We start from the raw sequence: 22,872 nt of genomic DNA on the forward strand, positions 1-22,872 counted from the left end.
GCCCGAGAGCCGTATAACTATAAGAAAGGCACTCTGACTATGAGCATTCTCCCTTCGCTGCTGGCGCGGGCACTGGTGGCTACCCTGGCGATTGGCGCCGTACCGGCCGCAGTCGCCAAGACCCCGGGCGATCAATTGATTGTTGGCATGAGCATGATCAATCTACTGTCCCTGGACCCGGCGGCCGCCACCGGGCTGGACGTATCGGAGATCAACGCCAATCTCTACGACATGCTGCTGGTGCAGGACGTGGCCCGACCGGATCAACTGCTACCGGCGCTGGCCGAGCGCTGGCAGGTGAGCGATGACCGCAAGACCTTGACGTTCAACTTGCGTAACGATGTGAAATTCCAGTCGGGCAACCCGCTGAGCGCCGAAGACGTGGCCTGGTCACTGCAACGTGTGCTCAAGCTTAATCTGGCGCTGGCCTCGACCTGGAAGGCCTACGGCTTCAGTGCCGATAACGTCGAGCGCTACATGCGTGCCACCGATGCCAGCACATTTGTCCTTGAACTGCCGCGACCTACCGATCCGCTGCTGGTGCTCAATACCCTGGCGACGTCCCCCAGTGCTTTTATCCTGGACCGCAAAAAGGTCCTTGAGCATCAGAAGAACAACGACATGGGGGCTGCCTGGCTGGTGACGCATGCTGCGGGTAGCGGCGCCTTTATGCTCCATGACTGGCGCGCCAACGACGTCATCCTGATGAACCGTTTTGACGGGTACTGGGGTGGCCCGGCCAAGCTCAAGCGCATCGTCATGCGCAATATGACGGAATCGCAGTCCCTGCGGCTGATGATCGAACGCGGAGACCTGGACATCGCCAAGGGCATGTCGGCCCCGGATATCCAGGCCCTGCAAAGCAATGACAAGGTCCGTACCCAGACCTTGCAGCGCGGTACCTTGTACTACGTAGCCCTCAGCGTGAAACAGCCCGCGTTTGCCGATGCCCGGGTGCGCAAGGCCGTGCGCTCGCTGATTGACTACCAGGGCATCAACCAGACGGTGATGCCGCACTATGGCCTGATCAATCAGCGTCCGCTGCCTCTGGGCCTGGCGGCACGCCTGCCGGACCCGGGCTACCGCCTGAACGTCGAAGAAGCCAAAAAGCTGTTGGCTGAAGCCGGTTACCCCAATGGTTTCAAGACCAGCATCCGGGTGTTGACCGAGCCGCCATTTATCAATATCGCCTCCAATCTGCAATCGACCCTGGCCCAGGCCGGCATCGAAGCCAGCATCATTACCGGTACCGGCAATCAGATTTACGGCGCCATGCGTGAGCGCAACTTCGACATCATCGTCGGCCGGGGCGGCGGCGGTGCCGAACGTCATCCTCATTCCAGTCTGCGCACCCTGGTGTACAACCCGGACAACCGTGACGAAGCCAAACTGAGCAATTTTCAGGGCTGGCGCACGTCGTTTTACAGCCCTGAGCTGAACCAGTTGATCGAACGCGCCGAGGTCGAGCCGGATGCCAGTCAGCAGCTGGCCCAGTACCGGCAGATCCAGGAACAGCTGGATCAACAGGTAGGTGCGATCCTGCCGGTGTCGCAGATGACCGACACCGTGCTGGTGTACGGCGACGTGACCGATTTCCAGGGCCATCCGGCCGCTACCACCCGTTATAAAGACGTCTACAAGAAGCGCTGAAAGTCGTGCGGGGCCTGGCCTCGCGCATTTGATGACGCAGTGACCGATTTATCAGGAGCTCTCTATGTTTGTATCCACTGCCTCCGTGATGGGGGCTCGTGCTTCCAATACCGCCCGGCGTGCCGGCACGGTTCTGGTGACCTTGCTCGGCCTGTTGGCGCTGACCTTTGTCATTGGCCGGGTCATGCCCCTTGATCCCGTACTGGCGGTGGTCGGGCCCGACGCCGACAGTTCAACCTATGATCAGGTCTACCGCTCAATGGGGCTGGACAAGCCGATCTGGACCCAGTTCGGTCTGTACCTCAATGACCTGTTGCACGGGGATTTCGGCAATGCGCTGCTGACCGGGCACCCGGTGCTGGATGACATCCGCCGGGTGTTTCCGGCGACCATCGAGCTGGCTACCCTGGCCATTCTGTTCGGCGTGCTGATCGGCTTGCCACTGGGCGTGTGTGCCGCCAGTAACCAGGGCCGCCTCGGCGACCACGTGGCCCGGGTGATTACCCTGTTCGGTTATTCCACACCGATTTTCTGGCTGGGCATGATGGGGCTTCTGGTGTTTTACGCCTGGCTCGGCTGGGCCGGTGGAGCAGGGCGCATTGACCTCGCCTACGACGGCATGGTGCCGGACGTCACCGGCCTGCTGCTGATCGACTCGATCCTGGCCCGTGACCAGGATGCCTTTTTCAGTGCCTTGCGCCATATCGTGCTGCCGGCGCTGATCCTGGGCCTCAACTCGGTGGCCTACATCAGCCGCATGACGCGCAGCTTCATGCTCGAACAGCTGTCCCAGGAATACATCGTCACCGCCCGGGTCAAGGGCCTGTCCCGGCGCCAGGTGGTCTGGGGTCACGCCTTTCGCAACATCCTCGTGCAACTGCTGACGGTGGTGGCCCTGGCGTACGGCTCGCTGCTTGAAGGCGCGGTACTGATCGAAACGGTATTCGCCTGGCCCGGCTTTGGTCAGTACCTGACCAGCAGCCTGATGCTCGGCGACATGAATGCCGTCATGGGCTGTGTGCTGGTGATTGGCCTGATCTTCGTTGCGCTCAATCTGATCAGTGACGCCCTGTACAAGGTCTTCGATCCGCGTACCCGCTAAACGCTGTTGCAGCCTCCCACAACTATAAGAACAAGGAATTTTCAATGAAGTCTGCGTACTCGACGTTGTCCTTTGGCGTGCTGCTCGCCACGCTTGCCCTGGGGCCGATGACTGTGGCCCAGGCCAAGACCCCGGCCGATCAGCTTATTGTCGGCATGAGCATGGTTAACCTGTTCTCCATTGACCCGGCCAATGCGCCCGGTCTGGATGCCTCAGGGGTCAATGCCAACCTCTATGACACGCTGATCAAGCGCGACCAGGGCAATCCGGAAAAGCATTTGCCACAACTGGCCGAGCGCTGGGAAATCAGCGAGGACGGCAAACAGATCACTTTCCATCTGCGCCAGGACGTCACCTTTCACTCCGGTAACCGGTTGACGGCCGACGATGTGGCCTGGTCGCTGTACCGGGTGATGAAACTCAATTTCGGGCTGGCCACCACCTGGAAAGCCTATGGCTTCAATGTCGACAACATCCAGTCGCTGATTCGTGCCAGCGATGAGTACACGCTGGTGATCGATCTGCCGCAGGTCATGGATCCGCTGCTGGTGGTGGACTCCCTGGCGATCTCGCCCAGCGCGGTGGTGGTGGACCGCAAAACAGCCATGGCACACGAAAAGGACGGTGATCTGGGGGCCGCCTGGCTGGTCACCCACGAAGCCGGCAGCGGCCCGTTTGTGCTGACCAAGTGGAGCGCCAATGACTCGCTGCTACTGACCCGTTTCGACGGTTACTGGGGCGGCCCGGCCAAGCTCAAGCGCGTGGTGGTACGGCACATGACCGAGTCCCAGTCGCTACGCCTGATGCTGGAACGTGGCGACCTGGACATGGCCTACGGCATGGCGGCCCCGGACATCCGCGCAATCGACGGCTCGCCGGACGTGCAGGTGCAGTCGCTGCCACGGGGCACGATGTACTACGTGGCGATGAGCATGAAACAACCCGAATTCGCCCAGCCCAAGGTTCGTGAAGCCATACGCAACCTGATCGACTACACAGGGCTTGATCAGCAGGTGATGCCCTATTACGGCACCCTCAACCAGCAACCGATGCAGTTGAACCTGCAAGCGCGGTTGCCGGACCCGGGCTACCACCTGGATCCAGCCAAGGCCCGGCAACTGCTGACCGAGGCCGGTTATCCGGAGGGCTTTAGCACCACCATTCGCACCTTGTCCGAACCACCGTTCATTGATATTGCCGCGCGCTTGCAATCAACCCTGGCCGAAGGCGGCATCAAGGCCTCGATCGTCACCGGCACCGGTAATCAGGTGTATGGCGCCATGCGTGCACGCAACTTCGAGATCATCGTTGCACGAGGCGCCGAGCGCTATCCGCATCCGTATTTCAGCCTGCGCACGTTTGCCTATAACCCCGATAACAGCGATGACGCCGGCCTGCCGAACTTTCAGGGCTGGCGTGCTTCGTTCTTCAGCCCGCCCATCAACAGCCTGATCGAGCAGGCCGGGGTTGAGCGTGATTCGGCCCGGCGGGTGAGCCTGTATCACCAGGCCCAGACCCTGTACGACCAGCAGGTCGGGCCGATCATGATGATTTCGCAGATGACCGACACCGTGGTCAGCGCCGCTGACGTCAAGGGCTTTACCGGCGATGACGCCGAAGCCACGCGTTATCTGGGTGTCTACAAGCAACGCTGAGTGCCGCTGGGCGCACCTGCGGGCCGCCCGGTGATTTTGATATCAATCCGAGAACATGCCGATGATTACCAACATGTCTTCTGTCGAGTCCACGGCCAAACGGCCGCTGGAGCGCACGCCGGGCTCCAGCTTTGACGCTTTTTGCAAGAGCAGCCTGCGGGTGCTGCATCACCTGCTGCGCAATCCCATGACCCTGGCCGGTTTGCTGGTGGCGCTGCTGCTGATTGTGGTCGCCGCGTTCGCCCCGTGGATTGCCACCCATGATCCGGTGGCGCAAAACCTGGCCAACGCCTTGCAGGCGCCGGGCGCCGCTCACTGGTTCGGAACCGATGAATACGGGCGGGATATTTTCAGCCGTCTGGTCTATGGCTCGCGCATTACGCTGTACATCATCACCCTGGTCACCGTGATTGTCGGCCCCATCGGGTTGTTTATCGGCACGGTGTCGGGCTACTACGGCGGTATCGTCGACACGGTCTTCATGCGCGTGACCGATATCTTCATTTCGTTCCCCAGCCTGGTGCTGGCGCTGGCCTTTATCGCGGCTTTGGGCCCTGGCCTGGAGCATGCGGTGGTTGCCATTGCCTTGACCTCCTGGCCTCCCATTGCGCGATTGGCCCGGGCAGAAACCCTGTCCTTGCGCAACGCCGATTTCGTGGTCGCGGTGGAACTCCAGGGCGCTTCGTCGTCGCGGATCATCCTGCGCCACATCGTGCCCATGTGCCTGTCATCGGTGATCATCCGCCTGACCATGAACATGGCCGGAATCATCCTCACCGCTGCGGCACTGGGCTTTCTCGGCCTCGGTGCCCAGGCGCCGTCGCCGGAGTGGGGCGCCATGATTTCCACCGGTCGGCGCTACATGCTCGAGTGCTGGTGGCTGGTTGCCGTCCCGGGGGCCGCAATCATGCTGGTGAGCCTGGCGTTCAACCTGTTGGGCGATGGCCTGCGGGACATCCTCGATCCGCGTAGCGAGTAACTGGAGGCTTCATGTCTGCGATCAAATTAAACGTTGAAGGGCTGAACGTACGCTTCGTCAGCGGCCAGAAAGAGACTCACGCCGTGCGCGATGTGTCGTTCAGCCTGGGTCGGGAAAAACTGGCCATTGTCGGCGAGTCCGGTTCGGGCAAGTCCACCGTGGGGCGCAGCCTCCTCAAGTTGCATCCCGCCAGCGCCAAAATTACCGCCAGGGCCATGCAGTTCGCCGGTGTTGACCTGCTCTCGGCCAGCGAAAAGGCCATGCAGAAGATTCGCGGCCAGCGCATTTCCATGATCATGCAAGACCCCAAGTACTCGTTGAATCCGGTGGTCAGGGTCGGCGACCAGATTGCCGAAGCCTACCTGGCGCACCACAAGGCCAGCCGTGCCGAGGCCCGTGAGCGGGTGCTGGAAATGCTGGAAAAAGTGCATATCCGCGATCCACAACGGGTTTATAACCTTTACCCCCACGAAGTGTCCGGCGGCATGGGGCAGCGCATCATGATCGCGATGATGGTCATCACCCGGCCGGAAGTGATCATCGCCGATGAACCGACTTCCGCCCTCGATGTGTCCGTGCGCCAACAAGTGCTCAACGTGCTTGAAACCCTGGTCGAAGAGCAGGAAATGGGGCTGATTTTTGTCAGTCACGACCTCAACCTGGTGCGCAATTACTGTGACCGGGTACTGGTGATGTATGCCGGTCGGGTGGTTGAGTCCCTTGCCGCCTGCGACTTGCAGCACGCCGAACATCCCTATACCCGTGGCCTGCTGGCTGCGCTGCCGAGCATGGACAATCGCCGAGTGCGCCTGCCGGTGCTGCAGCGTGACCCACTCTGGCTGACCCACTGAGGAACCTGATCATGTCCATGATTCAAGCCCGTTCGCTGAACCTGAGTTTCGGTGCAGGCGAAACCCTCAATCACGTGCTGCATGATGTCAATCTGAGCGTTGCCGATGGCGAGTCCTTTGGCCTGGTGGGGGAGTCCGGATCCGGCAAAACCACCGTGCTGCGCTGCCTGGCGGGCCAATACCGGCAATGGAGCGGTGAGCTGAGCATTGCTGGCGTGCCGTTGCAGCACAAGCTGTCCAAGGAGCACTTTCGCAAGGTGCAAATGGTGTTTCAGGACCCTTACGGCTCCTTGCACCCCCGTCACACCATCGACACCGCGCTGCGCGAGCCGCTGATCATTCACGGGGTCAGGGACAAGGACGACCGGATCAACGAAATTCTGCTCAAGGTCGGCTTGAACGACAGCTTTCGTTACCGCTATCCGCACCAGCTGTCCGGCGGTCAGCGACAGCGGGTGGCCATCGCCCGGGCTCTGATTCTCGAACCGCGGGTCTTGCTGCTGGATGAGCCGACGTCTGCGCTGGATGTGTCGGTGCAGGCCGAGATTCTTAACCTGCTTACTGACCTGCGCGAGCGCGAGAAGCTGACGTACCTGATGGTGACCCACGACCTGGGCGTGGTGACGCACCTGTGTGACCGGGTGGCGGTGATGCAACAAGGCAAGATCGTTGAGCTGCTGGACAGCCGCTGCCTGAGCCAGGATCTGGCCGTGCACGACTATACGCGGATGCTGGTGCAGGCCAGTCGTGATTTCAGCCAGACATCTGCGGCGGCCGTTTAGCTGCGGCGTCACCCGTGCCCTCCGGCAGAGGAGGGCTTCAGACAGGCACGTACAAGGAAAACAGCATGCCGTATCAAACGTGCGCAGCAATGACCTCGCGCTCGGTTCTGGCGCTACTGGCGCTTGGCGCAAGTGTGCCGGCGTTGGCCGTGCAGGCGCCGACGAAGGTGCAAGTGCCAACGCTGGCCTTTGATGATCAGTCGATCATTCTGGTCTGGGAAAAACCCGCCGATCACAGCGCCATCAAGGACTATCGGGTATACGCCAACGGCGTCCTGCTGGGCAGCAGCAACGCCAATAACGACCGGGTTTCGCCGGCGAAGCCGTACATCGACCGCTTCTACGAGCAAGACCGGGACAACTTTCACCATCGAATCGGCATTCACAGTTACACCGCTCAAGGCCTCAAACCTGACACCCAGTACCGGTTCACGGTGCGCTCGGTGGCGGCCGATGGCCTGGAGTCCGTCGACAGTCCGGTGGTCATCCAGCGCACGACACCGGTGCCGGTGGTGTTTGATGTGAAAAAGTACGGCGCCCGGGGCGACGGCAAGCACCGCGATACCCAGGCCATTCAATGGGCCATCGATGCCTGCACACCCGGCTGCAAGGTGCTGCTGCCCGAGGGCCGGTACAAGAGCGGGGCGCTTTATCTCAAGAGCTACATGACCCTGGAAATCACCGCCGGTGCGACCTTGCTCGGTTCGGAGCGGGCCGAAGATTATCCCTTGGCCGGGTATATCCAGTATCCGTATTCCAGCACCGTGCGCCCGGCTTCCCTGATCAATGCCTTGCCCCGGGATCCTCACCGGCACCAAAGGTTTGAAAACATCCGCATCGTTGGCCAGGGGACCCTCGACGGCAATGGCTGGAAGCGTAAGGCCGATACACTGGACGAGCTTGGACAGCCGTTGCCGTTCTACCTGCCCAGTGATAACACGCGCTTCATGGAGGACGGCATTCTGGCCAGGGCCCAAGTGGAGCAGGCCATCGCCCGAGGCATGAACACCAAGGATGCCTATGGGCAAATGCGCTCTTCGCTGATCACCCTGCGCAATGTGAAGAATGTGTTTTATGGCGGCTTCACCGTCTTGAACCCCGCGTTCCACGGGATCATGAACCTGGAGACCGAAAACGTGGTACTGGCCAATACCACGCATAAGACCTACGACGCCAACAACGGTGATGGCATCGAGTTTGCCAACAGCAAGGGGGCAATGGTGTTCAATAACTTTTTTGATACCGGCGATGATTGCGTCAACTTTGCCGCCGGCACCGGCGCCGAAGCGGTTCATCAAAAACCTCAGGAGGACGCCTGGATCTTCAACAACTTCTTCCGCAAGGGGCATGGCATGGTGGTTGCGGGCAGCCATACCGGGGCCTGGATTCAGAATATCCTGGCCGAGGACAACGTGTCGGATGGAACCGATGCCGGGCTGCGCATGAAGAGCACGAACTTCATGGATGGCGGTGCACGCCAGGTGATCTTTCGCGACTCAGCCATTCGCAACACGGTCAAACAGGCATTCGTGTTTACCCTTGATTACAACGATCCCAACGCCAAGCTCGATTACCGGCGCTCGACGGTACCCGGGCAGTTCCGTGATATCCGGGTGAGCGATGTGACGGTCGAGAATGCCCGCGGGGCGGCGCTGGAGGTCAAGGGCGACAGCAAAAGCAACGCTTATCATGCCGGGCTGGTATTTGAACGGGTGCGTTTCAAAGGCCCTGCAACAGCCCGCATCGATGGTTTGAAAGACTCGCACTTCAATCAGGTGCTGTTCAGCGAAAGCGGCGGCGCCAACCCCTGGCATGTCATTGACAGCCCGGGACTGACGTTCGAGGAGGTGACGCCGCAGCCGCTGTAGACCTGCGGTTGCAATGGCGGCAACGCAGATCTACAGGTCATCTCTGCTTAGTGCCCGGCTGTCGACAAAGGCGGTGTGCGAGGCGGGATGACCCGTTTCGAGCCGGTGGCTTCGAAGGCCGAGCCGAAGCGCAGCAGGTTCGAGTCGTCGTAGGCGCGCCCGGCAAAGGTCAGGCCCACGGGCATGCCGATATCGGCCATGACGCCCATGGGGACGGTCACGGTCGGCACCCCCAGGTGACGAATCGCCAGGTTGCCGTTGGCCACCCAAACGCCGTTGCTCCAGGCAATGTCGGCAGACACCGGATTGACATCGGCATCCGCCGGCCCCACATCGGCCACCGTCGGGAACAGCACCGCATCCAGCCCGAGTCGATCCATCCACTCTTCAAGGTCGATGCGTCGTGTCTGCTCCAGCCCCCGCAGTCCGTCCGGCAGCGTGTCGATCTCGTTCCACGGGGTGATACCGCGCTCGGCCATGCGCACATATTCGTCCATGCCGGCAGCCAGTTCATCTTCACGGTTAGGCAGGGTGCCCGGATCGTGAGGGAAAATCAGCGGGCCATCGACGTCGGCCAGGCGGTTCAGTTTCGGGTCGCCGTTGGCTTGCAGGAAGTCATCGAATGCCCAGGCCGACAGGTCCCACAACTCATGGTGCAGGAACGCTTTGGACACCAGGCCGCGGGTAAACACGGTCGGTGCGCCGGGGCGATCACCCTCGCAGTTGGAGACCAGCGGGAAGTCCACTTCGATCACTTCAGCGCCCCGGGCTTCGAGGGCTTTGCGCGCGTCTTGCCATAGCGCGATCACCGAGGCGCGGGTGATGATCCGCTGCCCGGTCGGGCCACCGATGCCCGGTGCTTCTGCGGTACCGGCCTCGGGGTCGGCATTGATGTACATGCGCGGCACGCCGAAACGCTTGCCCACCAGCGTATCGGCGGTGGCCGCCAGTTCCGGATAGGACGCGGGACGTACCGAAGCCACGCTCGGAATTGGCACCCAAGGCTGCATCCGCCACAGATCGCCGCGGGTGTCAGGGTCGTGCGCCACCACCACGTCGAGCACTTCAAGCAGGTCGGCCATGGTTCGGGCAAACGGCACCACAACATCCATGGTCGGGGTCAACGGCCAGTTGCCGCGCACCGAAATCACCCCGCGTGACGGCGTGTAGGCGCACAGGCCATTGTTGGACGCCGGGCCGCGGCCGCTGGACCAGGTTTCTTCGGCCAGGCCGAAGGCTGCAAAACTGGCCGCCGTTGCGGTGCCGGCACCGTTGGATGAGCCGGATGCGAACGGGGCGGTGAGGTAGTCGGCGTTGTACGGGCTCTCGGCACGGCCGTAAACCCCGCGCTGCATGCCGCCGTTGGCCATTGGCGGCATATTGGTCTTGCCCAGACAGATGGCCCCCGCCGCGCGCAAGCGTTCGATGGTGAAGGCATCGCGATACGCAATCAGGTCTTTGAAGGCCGGGCTGCCGGAGGCGGCAGTGAGGCCCTTGACCAGGTAGCTGTCCTTGGCGGTGTAGGGGATGCCGTCCAGCGGGCCCAGCGTCTGCCCCGTGCTGCGCCGGGCATCGGCCGCGGCGGCCTCTTCGAGGGCGACAGGGTTAGGTACGACCACCGCATTGAGGGCGGTGGCCGTCTGCGGGCCGTCGTAAGCATCGATCCTGGCGAGGTAGGCCTGAACCAATTCAACCGAGGTTGTCTGGCCAGATTCGAGCGCTGCCCGTAGTTGGGCAATGGAAACCTCAGTGACTTCGATCATGCACTTACCGCTGATTGATGGTGGGGGGCCGCAGAGCTTATCGAAGATACGGCCTGCTCAGCCACCCCATGTGTCATCCAGAGACGCTAATGTTCACCACAGTTTCCAGGTGTAATCGACATTCACCCGCAGTTCGTTGGGATTGAGGAACTCGGCGCGTGGTAGTACCTGAGGGTCAGTTGGGCGAGCCGACCTCTTCTGGTAATCGGTGGAGTCACGCAGGAGCCTCGTCAACGGTTACGGGGATCCTGTAGCCGCTGCCGAAGGCTGCGCCGGGTTTGAAGGCCCTTCGGGTCTTGTCGCAGCCTGCGGCAGCGGCTACACCATAGGTGATCCGTAACGTCCGGCGGCGCAGCAGTGGTGAACGGACGTAGCTGTTAACGTCAGCCTGTATTGACCTTTTCCAGGGCTGAGGAATAGTCTCGATGTCCTTTGAATCCATGGAATGATGAAATGATCACCTGCCACCTTCGCTACATCATTGACCCTTACAAGCTGGCTGAATTTGAAGTGTATGGCCGTCTCTGGATCCCGCTCGTGGAGAAGTTCGGCGGTCAGCACCATGGCTATTTCCTGCCTTCGGAAGGGGCGAACAATATTGCCCTGGCGATGTTTTCGTTTCCCAGCCTGGCGACCTACGAACACTATCGCGAACAGTCCCGGGCAGATGCCGAATGCGTGGCGGCCTTTCAATATGCCGAAGACACCCGCTGCATCCTGAGTTACGAGCGGACGTTCTTTCGGCCGGTGTTCGAGTAACGGGATTTCGTGGCGTTCCGGGCGGGCTTTGTGTGCTGGCATGAATCGGCGGCAAGCGCCATTCAACCAGGGGCTGAACCCGCCAGTTAATGGCCTTTTGCAATTATCGGAAAGACCAAAACCAATAAAAAAGTGTGGATATTTAATGACTTAGGTCAGTATAAAGTTGAAATAAATGGTGCAAAATATCTTGTTACCAGTTGTGACCATGGGTTATTATTGCCCTGCGTTCACCTACCACGGTTTATGCATTTTTAAGCCCCAAGTTTCCATCAGCTACTTGGGCTTTTTTTTGCCTGAAATTTGATATTGGATCCAATATTTCCAGCGGGCACAAAAAAGGCAGCGGATCGCTGCCTGATGCCGGTCAGTCACGTCAGCGGCTGTGCAGGAGCGAGCATGCTCACTCCTGCGGTTGCAGCCGACGCCCGGGTGTTAGCCGATCGAAGCTGAATTCCACTCGCCATTGACCAGTCGTTGCACGTTCAGCGGGTTGCTGTTTTGCAGGGCTTGCGGCAGCAGTTCATCCGGGTAGTTCTGGTAGCACACCGGTCGCAGGAACCGATCGATGGCCAGCGAGCCGACTGATGTGCCGCGTGCATCCGAGGTGGCCGGGTAGGGGCCGCCGTGAACCATGGCATCGCAGACTTCGACGCCGGTCGGGTAGCCATTGACCAGAATCCGGCCGACCTTTTGCTCAAGGATCGGCACCAGCCACTGGTAGCCCTTGAGGTCATCCGCTTCGCCAATCAGGGTGGCTGTCAGTTGCCCGCGCAGTGCCAGCAGAGCGGCTTTGAGCTGAGCATCATCCTCGACTTCGATAATGATCGTGGTCGGGCCAAACACTTCTTCCTGCAGCAACGGGTCACGTTTGAGCAGCAGGCTGACATCGGCTTTGAACAACTGCGGCTGGGCTTGCGCTCCCGATTGGGCATGACCGGCAAGGTGAGTAATGCCGGCATGGTCGAGCAGGTGCGCGACCCCTTTGGCGTAGTTGCGCAAGCCGCCTGCATTGAGCAGTGTGTGCGCAGCCTGCTCGGCCATGTGCTGGCGCAGTTGCTCGATAAATCCGCTGAAACCGGGTGAGCGCAGGCCGATCACCAGGCCCGGGTTGGTGCAGAATTGGCCGCCACCCAGCGTGACCGACGCCGCCAGATCCTTGGCCACGGTGCTGCCGCGAGCGGCGAGGGCTTGTGGCAGAACGATCACCGGGTTGATGCTCGACATCTCGGCGAACACCGGAATCGGCTGCTCACGTTCGGCCGCCATTTTGCTCAGGGCGTTGCCGCCATGCAGCGAGCCGGTAAAGCCTACCGCCTGGATTGCCGGGTGCTTGATCAGCCGCTCACCGACCCCGGCGCCGAAAATCATGTTGAACACGCCTTTGGGCATGCCGGTCTTTTCAGCGGCACGGATGATGGCGCAGCCCACCTGGTCGGCGGTCGCCATATGCCCGCTGTGGGCCTTGAACACCACTGGGCAGCCAGCCGCGAAGGCCGAGGCGGTATCGCCCCCGGCAGTAGAAAAAGCCAGCGGGAAGTTGCTGGCCCCGAACACGGCGACCGGGCCGACGCCGATCCGGTACTGACGCAGGTCGGCTCGTGGCAGTGGCTTGCGCTCGGGCAAGGCCAGGTCGATCCGCGCGCCTAAAAAGTCGCCGCGTCGCAGTACCTTGGCGAACAGGCGCATCTGGCCGCTGGTGCGACCGCGCTCAGCTTGAATGCGCGCGGCCGGCAACGCGGTTTCGCGGCAGACCAGGGCCACGAAGTCGTCACCCAGTTGATCGATTTCATCGGCAATGGCTTCGAGAAATTCGGCGCGACGCTCGGGCTTGAGTTGGCGGAACTCGGCAAAGGCCTCATCGGCGGCATTGGCTGCGTTGTCCACTTCTTCGGGTGTCGCCTGGTAAAAGCGCGCAGGCAAAGCCTCGCCCGTGCTGGCATCAAGGCTTTCAAGGGTGATGGTGCCCGCGGCGCTGCGGCGACCGCCGATAAAGTTGTGGCCTGTTACAGTCGACATCGATTCAATCCTCGCTTTAGACGCTGTTGGATCCGGTACCGGGCGCAAGGGCATTCAGCGCACCAGACACGGTTTTTTGTTGTCGTACTTCCAGCCGGGGATAAGGTACTGCATGGCGACGCTGTCGTCCCGTGCACCGAGCCCCATCCCTTTATAAAGTTCATGGGCCTTGGCCACCGCATCCATGTCGATGTCCACGCCCAGGCCCGGTTTGGCCGGCACATTAATGTGACCGTCGACAATCTGCAGGGGTTCACGTGTCAGGCGCTGGCCGTCCTGCCAGATCCAGTGCGTATCAATGGCGGTGATGTCACCCGGTGCTGCCGCCGCAACCTGGGTGAACATCGCCAGGGAGATATCAAAGTGGTTGTTGGAGTGCGAGCCCCAGGTCAGGCCCCATTCGTGGCACATCTGCGCCACGCGCACCGAACCTTGCATGGTCCAGAAGTGGGGGTCGGCCAGGGGAATGTCGACCGATTGCAGCTGAATCGCGTGGCCCATTTCACGCCAGTCGGTGGCGATCATGTTGGTGGCGGTCGGCAGGCCGGTGGCGCGCCGGAACTCGGCCATGACTTCGCGGCCCGAGTAACCGTTTTCAGCGCCGCACGGGTCCTCGGCATACGCCAGCACTTTGTGCTGATCGCGGCACAGGGCGATGGCTTCCTTGAGTGACCACGCGCCATTCGGGTCAAGCGTAATACGCGCATTCGGGAAACGTTCGGCCAGGGCGGTTACGGCTTCGATTTCTTCGGCGCCGCGCAGTACGCCGCCCTTGAGCTTGAAGTCATTGAAACCATATTTGGCCTGCGCGGCTTCGGCCAGGCGAACCACGGCTTCGGGGGTCATTGCCTGCTCGTGACGGAGGCGGAACCAGTCATCGGCCTGCGCTTCATTGCGGTAGGCCAGGTCGGTCTGCTGACGGTCGCCAATGTAAAACAGATAGCCCAGCATTTTCACCGCGTCGCGCTGCTGGCCTTCGCCGAGCAGGGCCGCGACCGGCACCTCGAGGAACTGCCCGAGCAAGTCGAGGAGGGCGGCTTCCATTCCGGTGACCGCATGGATGGTAATGCGCAGGTCAAAGGTTTGCAGGCCGCGGCCTGCCGAGTCGCGGGCGGCAAAGGTGGTGCGCATCCCATTGAGGATGCGCTGATAGTTGCCGATGGGTTGCCCGACCACCAGGCTGCGGGCGTCTTCGAGGGTTTCGCGGATGCGTTCACCGCCGGGTACTTCACCGACCCCGATATTGCCGCTGCTGTCCTTGAGGATAACGATGTTGCGGGTGAAGAAAGGCCCGTGTGCGCCGCTGAGGTTGAGCAGCATGCTGTCATGGCCGGCCACCGGAATGACCTGGAGGCTGGTGACGATCGGGGCTTTTGCAGTGTGGTGTTGGTGTTCGGCGTTCATGGCGTGTTCCTTGAAAAGAGTCAGGGGCTGGCTGATCGATTAAACAGGTGTCGAGGCGGGTTGCAGTGCGCTAGGCGCCGCAGCGCTCGGCTTGGGTCGGGTCTTGGCAAAGAACACGATGATTGCCGCGATGATGGAGGTCCCGGCCAGGCCATAGAGCCCGCCCTGGATCGATCCGGTGGTTTGCTCCAGAAAGCCGAAGGTGGTGGGTGCCACGAAGCCTCCGAGGTTGCCGACAGAGTTGATCAGCGCGATCACCGCCGCTGCGATGCGCGCATCTAGATAGGCCTGCGGTATTGGCCAGAACAGCGCCGAAGCCGATTTAAAACCGATGGCCGCAAAGCAAATGGCAATAAAGGCGAAGATCGGCCCGCCGGTGGTCGACAGGAACATGCCCAGGGCTGCAATCAGCAGGGCGCTGGTAATCCAGGCCTGTTGGAACTTGAACTTGCTGGCCAGCGAAGCAAAGACGTACATGGCGACAATCGAGATCAGCCACGGAATCGAGTTGAAAAAGCCCACCTGAATATCGCTCAGGTCACCCATCTTCTTGATGATGCTCGGCAGCCAGAATGTCGCGGCATAAATGGTCAGCTGGATGCAGAAATAAATCGCGCAGAACAGCATGATCTGACGGTCCTTGAGCAGGCTGCCCAGGCTTGGTTTGACCGTATGCAGGGCATCACGCTCGCGTTGCTCGCGGTCGATTTCGTTGACCAGGGCATCTTGCTCCGCGCGGCTGAGCCATTTCGCGTCATGGGGTTTGGAGTCCAGCCAGAACCACACGAAGAAGCACAGCAGCACCGAAGCCATGCCTTCAATGATGTACATCCACTGCCAGCCATGCAGGCCCAGGCCGGTGATTTGCAGCAACAGGCCGGACAGCGGGCCGGAGATCAGGGAGGCCATGGCTGAACCGCTGAGGAAGATTGCAATCGCTTTGCCGCGCTCGGCGCCCGGCAGCCAGCGGGTGAAGTAATAGATCACCCCGGGGAAGAAACCGGCTTCGGCCACGCCCAGTAAAAAACGCAGGATATAGAAGTGGGTTTCGTTCTGGATAAAGGCCATCAGCGTAGCGGTGATGCCCCAGGTGAACATGATCCGGGTCAGCCAGATCCGTGCCCCGACTTTTTGCAGCAGCATGTTGGACGGCACTTCAAACAGCGCATAACCGATGAAAAACAGGCCGGCGCCCAGGCCGTAGGCAGCGGCGCCAATCCCCAGGTCGTGCTCCATATGGGTACGGACAAAGCCGATGTTGACGCGGTCGATGTAGTTGACGATGAACATGATGACGAAGAGCGGCAGGATGTGCGCCTTCACTTTTTTGATTGCGCGCGCCAGGACAGGGTCGTGGTCGGGCGCAGCAGACACGTTGCTGGAAGTGTTCACAATTCAAAACCCCACTGATTATTGTTATGCGGGTGTGATGTACCGGTGGCCGGGCCTCCGGCGTGACGGGTCGCTAGTGCGAGCCGTGAGGCGGGTGCGCAAGGTGCCTGGGTAAGGGGCAGGGCAGGGGGCGTTCGGGTGTTTGAGAAGTCATGGTCTGGACAGCCTGCGTCGCGAATTATTATTGGGAATAGCGTTGTGGTGTCGATGATGTTGACAGACATCATACGAGTTGGCTTTTCGCCTCGCAATGCCCGGCCACCAACGAAAAAGCTATAAAAAAGCTATTTTTAATGTGATTTTTCGGGGATTAAGGCGATTTAGAGCGGCTGTTTAGCGTTTTTATGGTGGGTTCAAGATTGGAATGTCGCCAGGATGAATCAGGGAAATGACGTTTTTAAACGTATTACGGCAACTTGTCAGACATGTATGATGGGTGTGCCAGCGCATCAGTGCTGAGGCTGGCTGCCAGCCAGATGCTAGTATTGGCCGCCTTACTGGAAGGGATCCCCCATGCAAGACACCCCCCGCGCACCGATTCGCAAGCGCTTGCCCGGACTGGCCCATGACATCGTGGCCGACCTGAGCCAGCAAATCCTGCTGGGGCAAATTGCGCCCGGCGATAAACTGCCCTCCGAGTCGACGATCGTGCGCAACTACGGTGTCAGCCGAACGGTGGTACGTGAGGCGATCTCCAAACTGCAGGCTTCCGGGCTCGTCGAAACCCGGCACGGGGTGGGCACCTTTGCGCTGGAGCGCAGTGAACGCAATGGCATCCACCTGAGCCGTGATACCGCGGCCAGCGTGCGCGGGATCATTGAGCTGCGCATGGGCCTTGAAACCCAGGCCGCGGCCCTGGCCGCCAAGCGCCGCACCGAAACGCAACTGCTGCAAATGCGCCAGGCACTGGATGACTACCAGCACTCACTGGCCCATAACGACAGCAGTGTTGAAGCCGACCTGCAATTCCACCGCTTGATTGCCCAGGCCACCGGCAACGCGTACTTCACGGACATCATTTCCCAGCTCGGGCGTTCAGCCATCCCCCGTACCCGGATCAATGACGACGAGCGCGGCGATGCCGATTTAATGAAGCTGGGGCAAATGGCAATCCTCGAACATGAAGCGATCCTGAAGGCGATTCGGCGCCAGGATCCCGACGCCGCCCGCGCCGCCATGCTGCTGCACTTGAGCAACAGCCTGGAACGCATGGCCGTGGAGTGATGGCCCGCCTGTGCATTCGGGGGTGCCTGTGGGCACCGGGCCACGAATCGAGGCAGGCCGCGTGTTATGGTGCTCCCCTTTTTTGAGGGCTATCCGATGCGAATGCTGATTGGCGCTGTGAGCCTGGCCATGCTGGCCGGTTGTGTATCCCCTGCGATGAATGAAGCCCGCAGCAAAAGCCCGACCCGTGTCCTGGCGTCACAAAAGCCGACCCCGCTGGTGGCCGAGTGCGTGCAGTTCTCGTGGCAGGACGAAGCGGTGTTCGGCGTTGACGCCAGCGGCTATATAAACACCGACAAAACCGGGACCATGACCGTCTACACCCGTGGCGGTGAATCCTTCGCTGACCTGGTGCCTCAAGGCGCGGGCACTGCAGTGAGTTATTACGCAGCCAAGCCCGACGACAGCGTGGCCCTGCGCCGCTTAGCCATGCTGGCGACGTGTCTGTAACCCGGCAACGGTCTTTGAGGCGGCTGTGGTGGACCTGAGACAGGGGTTTGTCCTGACCCGGCATTGGCGTGATACGCCGGCAGGCATTGAAGTCGAGTTCTGGCTGGCCACGGATACCGGGCCGCAGCGTGTGCGCCTGCCTTATCAGACCAGTGTCGGGTTTATCCCGGCCGCGCAGCGCGAGCAGGCCCGGGCGTTGTTGCACGATGAGCGTCAGGTCGAGTTCCGTGATCTGGCGCTGCAGGACTTTCAGTCGCGCCCGGTTATCGGCCTGTATTGCCGCCAGCAGGCGCAATTAATGGACATCGCCCAGCGTCTGCGGCGGGCCGGTGTCGATGTGTATGAGGCGGACATACGCCCGCCGGAGCGCTACTTGATGGAGCGCTTCATCACCGCACCGGTGAGTTTCGGCGGTCGCGCCGAGGCTGACGGTTCGCTGTCCGACACCCGGATGAAAGCCCATCCCGACTACCGCCCGCGCCTGAAACTGCTGTCGCTGGACATCGAAACCAGCGCCCAGGGCGATCTGTATTGCATCGGCCTCGAAGGCTGCGGCCAGCGTCAGGTGTACATGTTGGGCAAGCCACCCGACACTGACACGCCTGTCGACTTCAACCTTGAGTATTGCGCCACCCGTGCCGAGTTATTGCAGCGCCTCAATCAGTGGCTGGCGCAGCATGACCCGGACGCGATCATCGGTTGGAACGTGATTCAGTTTGACCTGCGGGTGCTGCACGAACATGCGCGCCGACTGGGCATTCCGCTGTTGCTGGGGCGGGGTGGCAGCGAGATGCAATGGCGCGAGCACGGCACCCGCAAAAACCATTTTTTCGCCAGCGCGGCAGGCCGCCTGATCATCGATGGCATCGAGGCCCTGCGCTCGGCCACGTGGTCGTTCCCTTCCTTCAGCCTGGAAAACGTTGCCCAGACCTTGCTTGGCGAAGGCAAGGACATCAGCACGCCTTACCAGCGCATGGACGAAATCAACCGCATGTTTGCCGAGGACAAGCCGTCACTGGCGCGCTACAACCTCAAGGACTGCGAGCTGGTCACGCGGATTTTCGAGAAAACCGAGCTGCTGACCTTCCTTCTGGAACGTGCGTCGGTCACGGGGCTGGAGGCAGACCGCAGTGGCGGCTCGGTGGCGGCTTTTTACCACCTGTACATGCCGTTGATGCACCGCCAGGGCTTTGTCGCCCCCAACCTCGGTGAGAAGCCGCCTCAGGCCAGTCCGGGAGGCTTTGTCATGGAGTCGCAGCCGGGTCTGTACGAATCGGTGCTGGTGCTCGATTACAAAAGTCTTTATCCCTCGATAATCCGTACGTTTCTGATTGACCCGCTGGGGCTGGTCGAGGGGCTGCGGGAACCCGGCGATGAGGCCTCGGTCCCGGGCTTTCGCGGGGCGCGCTTTTCGCGGACCCGGCATTGCCTGCCCGCCATCGTCGAGCGTGTGGCCAACGGGCGCGAGATCGCCAAGCGCGAACACAATGCGCCGCTGTCGCAAGCGCTGAAGATCATCATGAATGCTTTTTACGGGGTACTGGGTTCCAGCGGCTGTCGTTTCTTTGATACACGGCTGGCCTCGTCCATCACCCTGCGGGGCCATGAAATCATGCTCAAGACCCGAGCGCTGATCGAAGCCCGGGGATACAGCGTGATCTACGGCGACACCGACTCCACCTTTGTCTGGCTGCGCAGCGAACACAGCGATGCGGACGCTGCACGGATCGGCCGCGAACTGGTGGAGCACGTCAATCAATGGTGGCAGGCCCATGTGCGGGACGAGTACGGGCTCACCAGCGCGCTGGAACTCCAGTTCGAAACCCATTACAGCCGGTTTTTGATGCCGACCATTCGCGGTGCCGAAGAAGGCAGCAAAAAGCGCTATGCCGGACTGGTGACGGGCGCTGACGGACGCAGCGAGATGGTCTACAAAGGCCTGGAAACCGTACGCAGCGACTGGTCGCCCCTGGCCCAGCAGTTTCAGCAAGCGCTGTACCTGCGCATCTTCAACCGCCAGCCCTATCAGGACTTCGTCCGGGACTTTGTGCGCAGCACCCTGGCGGGCGAGCACGATGAGCTGCTCATTTACCGCAAGCGCCTGCGTCGTCCGCTGAGTGACTACGAACGCAATGTCCCGCCCCACGTGCGTGCGGCGCGCCTCGCCGACGACTACAACGACCGTCACGGACGGCCCCGCCAATATCAGAATGGCGGCACGATCCGTTACGTGATCACCGTGGCCGGCCCGCAGCCGCTGGAGAACCTGTCGGCGGCGGTGGATTACGAACATTACCTGACGCGTCAGCTACAACCGGTAGCGGACGCCATTCTGGTGTTCGTCGACGATGACTTCAGCGCGCTGGTGGGCGGGCAGATGGGGCTGTTTTAAACGTCGCTGGCGGGCGTGGCAGCCTTGGAGCGGGCGCGATCCTTGGCCGCTTTGGCCTCGGCGGCAAGGCATTCCAGACAAAACTGCTCAGCGTAAGACATCAGGATTTCGGTGGTGTCGCCCTTGATCGTGCGTGAGCCGGCCAGGATGTAGCGCATGCGTTTTTCCGTCACACCGAGGCGCAGGGCAATCCAGGCTGGCGTCTGGCCGATGCGGTCGACCAGCTTGTTCGCGTATTCGGTGGAGTGGTTGTAGCGTTCAGCGTTGGGAAACATAGGGGTTCCATGGAGGGGAATCAGAGCAGGGCGGCAGGGTACTCCTTTTTGGCGAGGTCGCCTGTTTTTAAACGTATTGGCTGATCAGAGGCGGCCTGATCCGGCTGGACGCAGCCCCGTTGCACTCGACACTTCCCCGGTGGCAGACGCCCTCCGTAGCAGCGGTCGAGCGGAGCGCGGCCGCGTCGGGGTTTATCGTCTAGAGTTCCCCCCACTAACCAACAGGCACGAGAGGGATTTTCATGACTGCGCTGGATGTTTTTTGGGTGGGCCTGGGCGGTGGCCTGGGGTCGTTGTTGCGTTGGTGGATCGGGCTGCGGGTCGGTGAGCTGTATAAAGGCAAATTCCCGCTGGGTACGTTTTTGATCAACGTCAGCGGTGCCTTTGTCATTGGTTATTTGAGCATTCTGTTCACCGTGGATTGGCGCGACCGCTACGGCGATGTGATGAACGCGGCCGTGCTGACCGGTATTCTCGGGGGCTACACCACGTTCAGTAGCCTGCAACTGGATGCCGCCAAACTGGCCAATGCGAGGGATCGGGCACTGGCCGCTGGCTATCTGGTTATTTCGGTCGTGGCGGGACTGGCCGCCGCCGCATTCGGCGCCTGGCTGGCGCGCTGACAAGGAGCAGGATCATGCTGAACATGATTATTTTGATTTTCGTCGGTGGAGCGTTTGGCGCCATGTGCCGGGAATTCGTGATGTTGTCGGTGCCGCGTCTGGCCGATGGCTTTCCAATGGATATTTTTGTCGCCAATATCGTGGCTGCATTCCTGCTGGGTGTGGCGACTTCGCTGTTCAAGAGCAACCGGATCAACCAGTACGTCCATGTGATGGTCGGCACCGGGATCATGGGGGGCCTTTCAACGTTCTCCAGTTTTGTCTTCGGCGCGGTGCAAATGATGGGTGAGCCGGGTGCGTTGCTGGTCTCGATCGGTTATCTGGTGGCCAGCCTGGTGGTCGGTTTTGCAGCGGTTGAACTTGGCCTGTTTGCGGGATCCAGGGGCACGCCGCAACCGGCAGCCGATACAGCGCAATAACCGTTTCAACGCCCATGAAAAAGCCCTCGCAATCGAGGGCTTTTTTGTGGCGTGCGGAGAATCAGCCCAGTGAGCTCCGTTTGCCGAAGAACATCTCGGTGATCAGGTCGTTATTGATCGTATCGCCCTGCAGGGTACGAACCAGCAACTCGCTGCCCAGCAGCGGCAGCGAGAGCACCATGGTCGGGTTGACGCGTTTGACCTTGGGCATGTTTCGGGTCTCGTTGACCAGGGCGATGATCTGGGTGTTTTCGCCGGCGACTTCTTTGGCGGCCAGGATGGTAAATACGTTTTCGGCATCGCTGTCGCACAAGGTCACGATGTACTTGGCGTCTGCGGCTCCGGCCAGGTGCAGGGTTGAAGCCGACGACGGATCGCCTTCAATGATGTCTGCCTTCTCTGGCAGGTCGTGCTGACTGCCGGGGGGGCATAAGACGGTCACATGCTCACCGCGTTCGGACAGCCCTTTGTAGACGTTCTGTGCCAGTGAGCCATTGCCGACGAGGATGTAGTGATTTTTACGGGCCATGTGGGTAATCCTGCCTTTAACGATGCGTTGGATGTTGTTGCTGATCAGCGGGCCGGCAATGGACGCCACCGAGATCGCGAAGATGGTGATGCCCAGGATGATCACTGTCAGGGTGAAGAACCGGGCATCGGTGGTGTGCGGGACTATGTCGCCAAAGCCTACGGTCGACATGACCACGATGGCGAAATAGAACGCGCTGGGCAGGTCAGTGACCGCCGGTGCGAACTGATCGCCCAGAAACAGGGTGCCCAGCGTGCTGTAGACAATCAGTGAGGCGATGCTGACGACCGCAAAGAAGCTGCCGGTGGCCAGGCTGTAGTGATCGAACCGGCGCCAGTAAAAGATCAGCACGGCGATCGAGACAAGTGAGAGAAAGGTGCTGGGGTAGGTTTTTTTCAGGATGAAAAAATCAACGCAGACGGTCGCCACCAGTAACAGCAGCGAGAAGAACCAACTGATGCGTGACCTGATCAGCAGCCCCAGTGACATCAGGATCAGCACAAACCCGACCACAAAACCTGGAATCTCCAGGAGCGCTATAAAGTTCAGGGCCTCCTTCCAGGTATCAAAAGAGCCGGAAGCTGCGTTGGCGTGCGCAACTCCGCGCTGCAACACCGGTATGAACAAGAGGAACCCATTGATGGCCACCAGCAAGGCGACCCCATAGGCAAAGGATATTTTGGTTTTTACGTCCTGTAATAAAGTCATAGTGCCTACGACGCGTCGGTTGAGGGGT

The 22,872-nt window shown here is 60.8% G+C and carries 19 protein-coding genes; 13 read left to right on the forward strand and 6 right to left on the reverse strand.

Annotation, left to right across the window (positions count from 1 at the left end; all coding sequences use genetic code 11):
* Positions 1 to 39: 39 nt before the first annotated feature.
* The 7 genes from AWM69_RS11060 to AWM69_RS11090 all read left to right on the forward strand — a co-directional run bounded on the left by AWM69_RS11060 (position 40) and on the right by AWM69_RS11090 (position 8,887).
* Positions 40 to 1,650 carry an ABC transporter substrate-binding protein gene (locus AWM69_RS11060; RefSeq protein ID WP_218726772.1) on the forward strand — a complete coding sequence of 537 codons (1,611 nt, stop codon included), beginning with the start codon at positions 40 to 42 and terminating at the stop codon, positions 1,648 to 1,650.
* 64 nt (positions 1,651 to 1,714) lie between these two features.
* Positions 1,715 to 2,752 carry an ABC transporter permease gene (locus tag AWM69_RS11065; protein ID WP_131654621.1) on the forward strand — a complete coding sequence of 346 codons (1,038 nt, stop codon included), beginning with the start codon at positions 1,715 to 1,717 and terminating at the stop codon, positions 2,750 to 2,752.
* A gap of 44 nt (positions 2,753 to 2,796) precedes the next feature.
* Positions 2,797 to 4,407 carry an ABC transporter substrate-binding protein gene (locus AWM69_RS11070; RefSeq protein ID WP_218726774.1) on the forward strand — a complete coding sequence of 537 codons (1,611 nt, stop codon included), beginning with the start codon at positions 2,797 to 2,799 and terminating at the stop codon, positions 4,405 to 4,407.
* Positions 4,408 to 4,468: 61 nt separating this feature from the next.
* A complete protein-coding gene (locus AWM69_RS11075) occupies positions 4,469 to 5,386 on the forward strand; it encodes an ABC transporter permease (protein ID WP_048382237.1) in 918 nt (305 codons plus the stop codon).
* 11 nt (positions 5,387 to 5,397) lie between these two features.
* Positions 5,398 to 6,237 (forward strand): ABC transporter ATP-binding protein, encoded by an 840-nt coding sequence (locus tag AWM69_RS11080; protein ID WP_218726776.1) that lies wholly within the window; start codon positions 5,398 to 5,400, stop codon positions 6,235 to 6,237.
* A gap of 11 nt (positions 6,238 to 6,248) precedes the next feature.
* A complete protein-coding gene (locus AWM69_RS11085) occupies positions 6,249 to 7,019 on the forward strand; it encodes an ABC transporter ATP-binding protein (protein WP_218726777.1) in 771 nt (256 codons plus the stop codon).
* A 65-nt stretch (positions 7,020 to 7,084) separates the two neighbouring features.
* Positions 7,085 to 8,887 carry a glycosyl hydrolase family 28 protein gene (locus tag AWM69_RS11090; protein ID WP_218726779.1) on the forward strand — a complete coding sequence of 601 codons (1,803 nt, stop codon included), beginning with the start codon at positions 7,085 to 7,087 and terminating at the stop codon, positions 8,885 to 8,887.
* A gap of 47 nt (positions 8,888 to 8,934) precedes the next feature.
* Here the strand turns inward: AWM69_RS11090 and AWM69_RS11095 are convergent, their stop codons facing one another.
* Positions 8,935 to 10,650, reverse strand: coding sequence for an amidase (locus tag AWM69_RS11095; RefSeq protein ID WP_218726781.1), 1,716 nt, complete (start codon positions 10,648 to 10,650; stop codon positions 8,935 to 8,937).
* Between the two features lie 453 nt (positions 10,651 to 11,103).
* Between AWM69_RS11095 and AWM69_RS11100 the strand changes: the two genes are divergently transcribed.
* Positions 11,104 to 11,409 (forward strand): NIPSNAP family protein, encoded by a 306-nt coding sequence (locus AWM69_RS11100; RefSeq protein WP_131654626.1) that lies wholly within the window; start codon positions 11,104 to 11,106, stop codon positions 11,407 to 11,409.
* 435 nt (positions 11,410 to 11,844) lie between these two features.
* Here AWM69_RS11100 and AWM69_RS11105 read toward each other — a convergent pair whose 3' ends face one another.
* Genes AWM69_RS11105 through AWM69_RS11115 form a run of 3 tightly spaced genes read right to left on the reverse strand, consistent with a single transcriptional unit; the run spans position 11,845 to position 16,224 of the window.
* The gene (locus AWM69_RS11105) at positions 11,845 to 13,428 is read right to left on the reverse strand and encodes an aldehyde dehydrogenase (NADP(+)) (RefSeq protein WP_218726782.1); all 1,584 of its coding nucleotides are present in this window, start codon (positions 13,426 to 13,428) and stop codon (positions 11,845 to 11,847) included.
* Positions 13,429 to 13,482: 54 nt separating this feature from the next.
* Complete coding sequence (gudD, locus tag AWM69_RS11110; RefSeq protein ID WP_218726784.1) at positions 13,483 to 14,832, reverse strand: glucarate dehydratase; 1,350 nt, start codon at positions 14,830 to 14,832, stop codon at positions 13,483 to 13,485.
* A gap of 39 nt (positions 14,833 to 14,871) precedes the next feature.
* The gene (locus tag AWM69_RS11115; protein ID WP_218726786.1) at positions 14,872 to 16,224 is read right to left on the reverse strand and encodes an MFS transporter; all 1,353 of its coding nucleotides are present in this window, start codon (positions 16,222 to 16,224) and stop codon (positions 14,872 to 14,874) included.
* A 513-nt stretch (positions 16,225 to 16,737) separates the two neighbouring features.
* Here AWM69_RS11115 and AWM69_RS11120 point away from each other — a divergent pair.
* The 3 genes from AWM69_RS11120 (at position 16,738) to AWM69_RS11130 (ending at position 20,290) form a co-directional block, all read left to right on the forward strand.
* On the forward strand, positions 16,738 to 17,448 hold the full coding sequence (locus AWM69_RS11120) for a FadR/GntR family transcriptional regulator (RefSeq protein ID WP_218726788.1): 711 nt from the start codon (positions 16,738 to 16,740) through the stop codon (positions 17,446 to 17,448).
* A gap of 96 nt (positions 17,449 to 17,544) precedes the next feature.
* Positions 17,545 to 17,898 carry a hypothetical protein gene (locus AWM69_RS11125; RefSeq protein ID WP_131654630.1) on the forward strand — a complete coding sequence of 118 codons (354 nt, stop codon included), beginning with the start codon at positions 17,545 to 17,547 and terminating at the stop codon, positions 17,896 to 17,898.
* Between the two features lie 28 nt (positions 17,899 to 17,926).
* Complete coding sequence (locus AWM69_RS11130) at positions 17,927 to 20,290, forward strand: DNA polymerase II (protein WP_218726789.1); 2,364 nt, start codon at positions 17,927 to 17,929, stop codon at positions 20,288 to 20,290.
* Here AWM69_RS11130 and AWM69_RS11135 read toward each other — a convergent pair.
* On the reverse strand, positions 20,287 to 20,565 hold the full coding sequence (locus tag AWM69_RS11135) for a hypothetical protein (RefSeq protein ID WP_131654632.1): 279 nt from the start codon (positions 20,563 to 20,565) through the stop codon (positions 20,287 to 20,289). The genes AWM69_RS11130 and AWM69_RS11135 overlap by 4 nt on opposite strands.
* A 242-nt stretch (positions 20,566 to 20,807) precedes the next feature.
* On the opposite strand from AWM69_RS11135, the gene crcB (AWM69_RS11140) reads away from it, so the two are divergent.
* Positions 20,808 to 21,188, forward strand: a complete 381-nt coding sequence (crcB, locus tag AWM69_RS11140) for a fluoride efflux transporter CrcB (RefSeq protein WP_218726791.1) — start codon at positions 20,808 to 20,810, stop codon at positions 21,186 to 21,188.
* Positions 21,189 to 21,202: 14 nt separating this feature from the next.
* On the forward strand, positions 21,203 to 21,607 hold the full coding sequence (gene crcB / locus AWM69_RS11145) for a fluoride efflux transporter CrcB (protein ID WP_131654634.1): 405 nt from the start codon (positions 21,203 to 21,205) through the stop codon (positions 21,605 to 21,607).
* 61 nt (positions 21,608 to 21,668) lie between these two features.
* On the opposite strand, the gene kch is transcribed toward crcB (AWM69_RS11145), so the two are convergent.
* Positions 21,669 to 22,844, reverse strand: a complete 1,176-nt coding sequence (gene kch / locus AWM69_RS11150) for a voltage-gated potassium channel protein (protein WP_131654635.1) — start codon at positions 22,842 to 22,844, stop codon at positions 21,669 to 21,671.
* Positions 22,845 to 22,872: the final 28 nt, after the last annotated feature.

It is taken from the genome of Pseudomonas sp. D1HM (genome assembly GCF_019266105.1).
GTDB lineage: Bacteria > Pseudomonadota > Gammaproteobacteria > Pseudomonadales > Pseudomonadaceae > Aquipseudomonas > Aquipseudomonas taetrolens.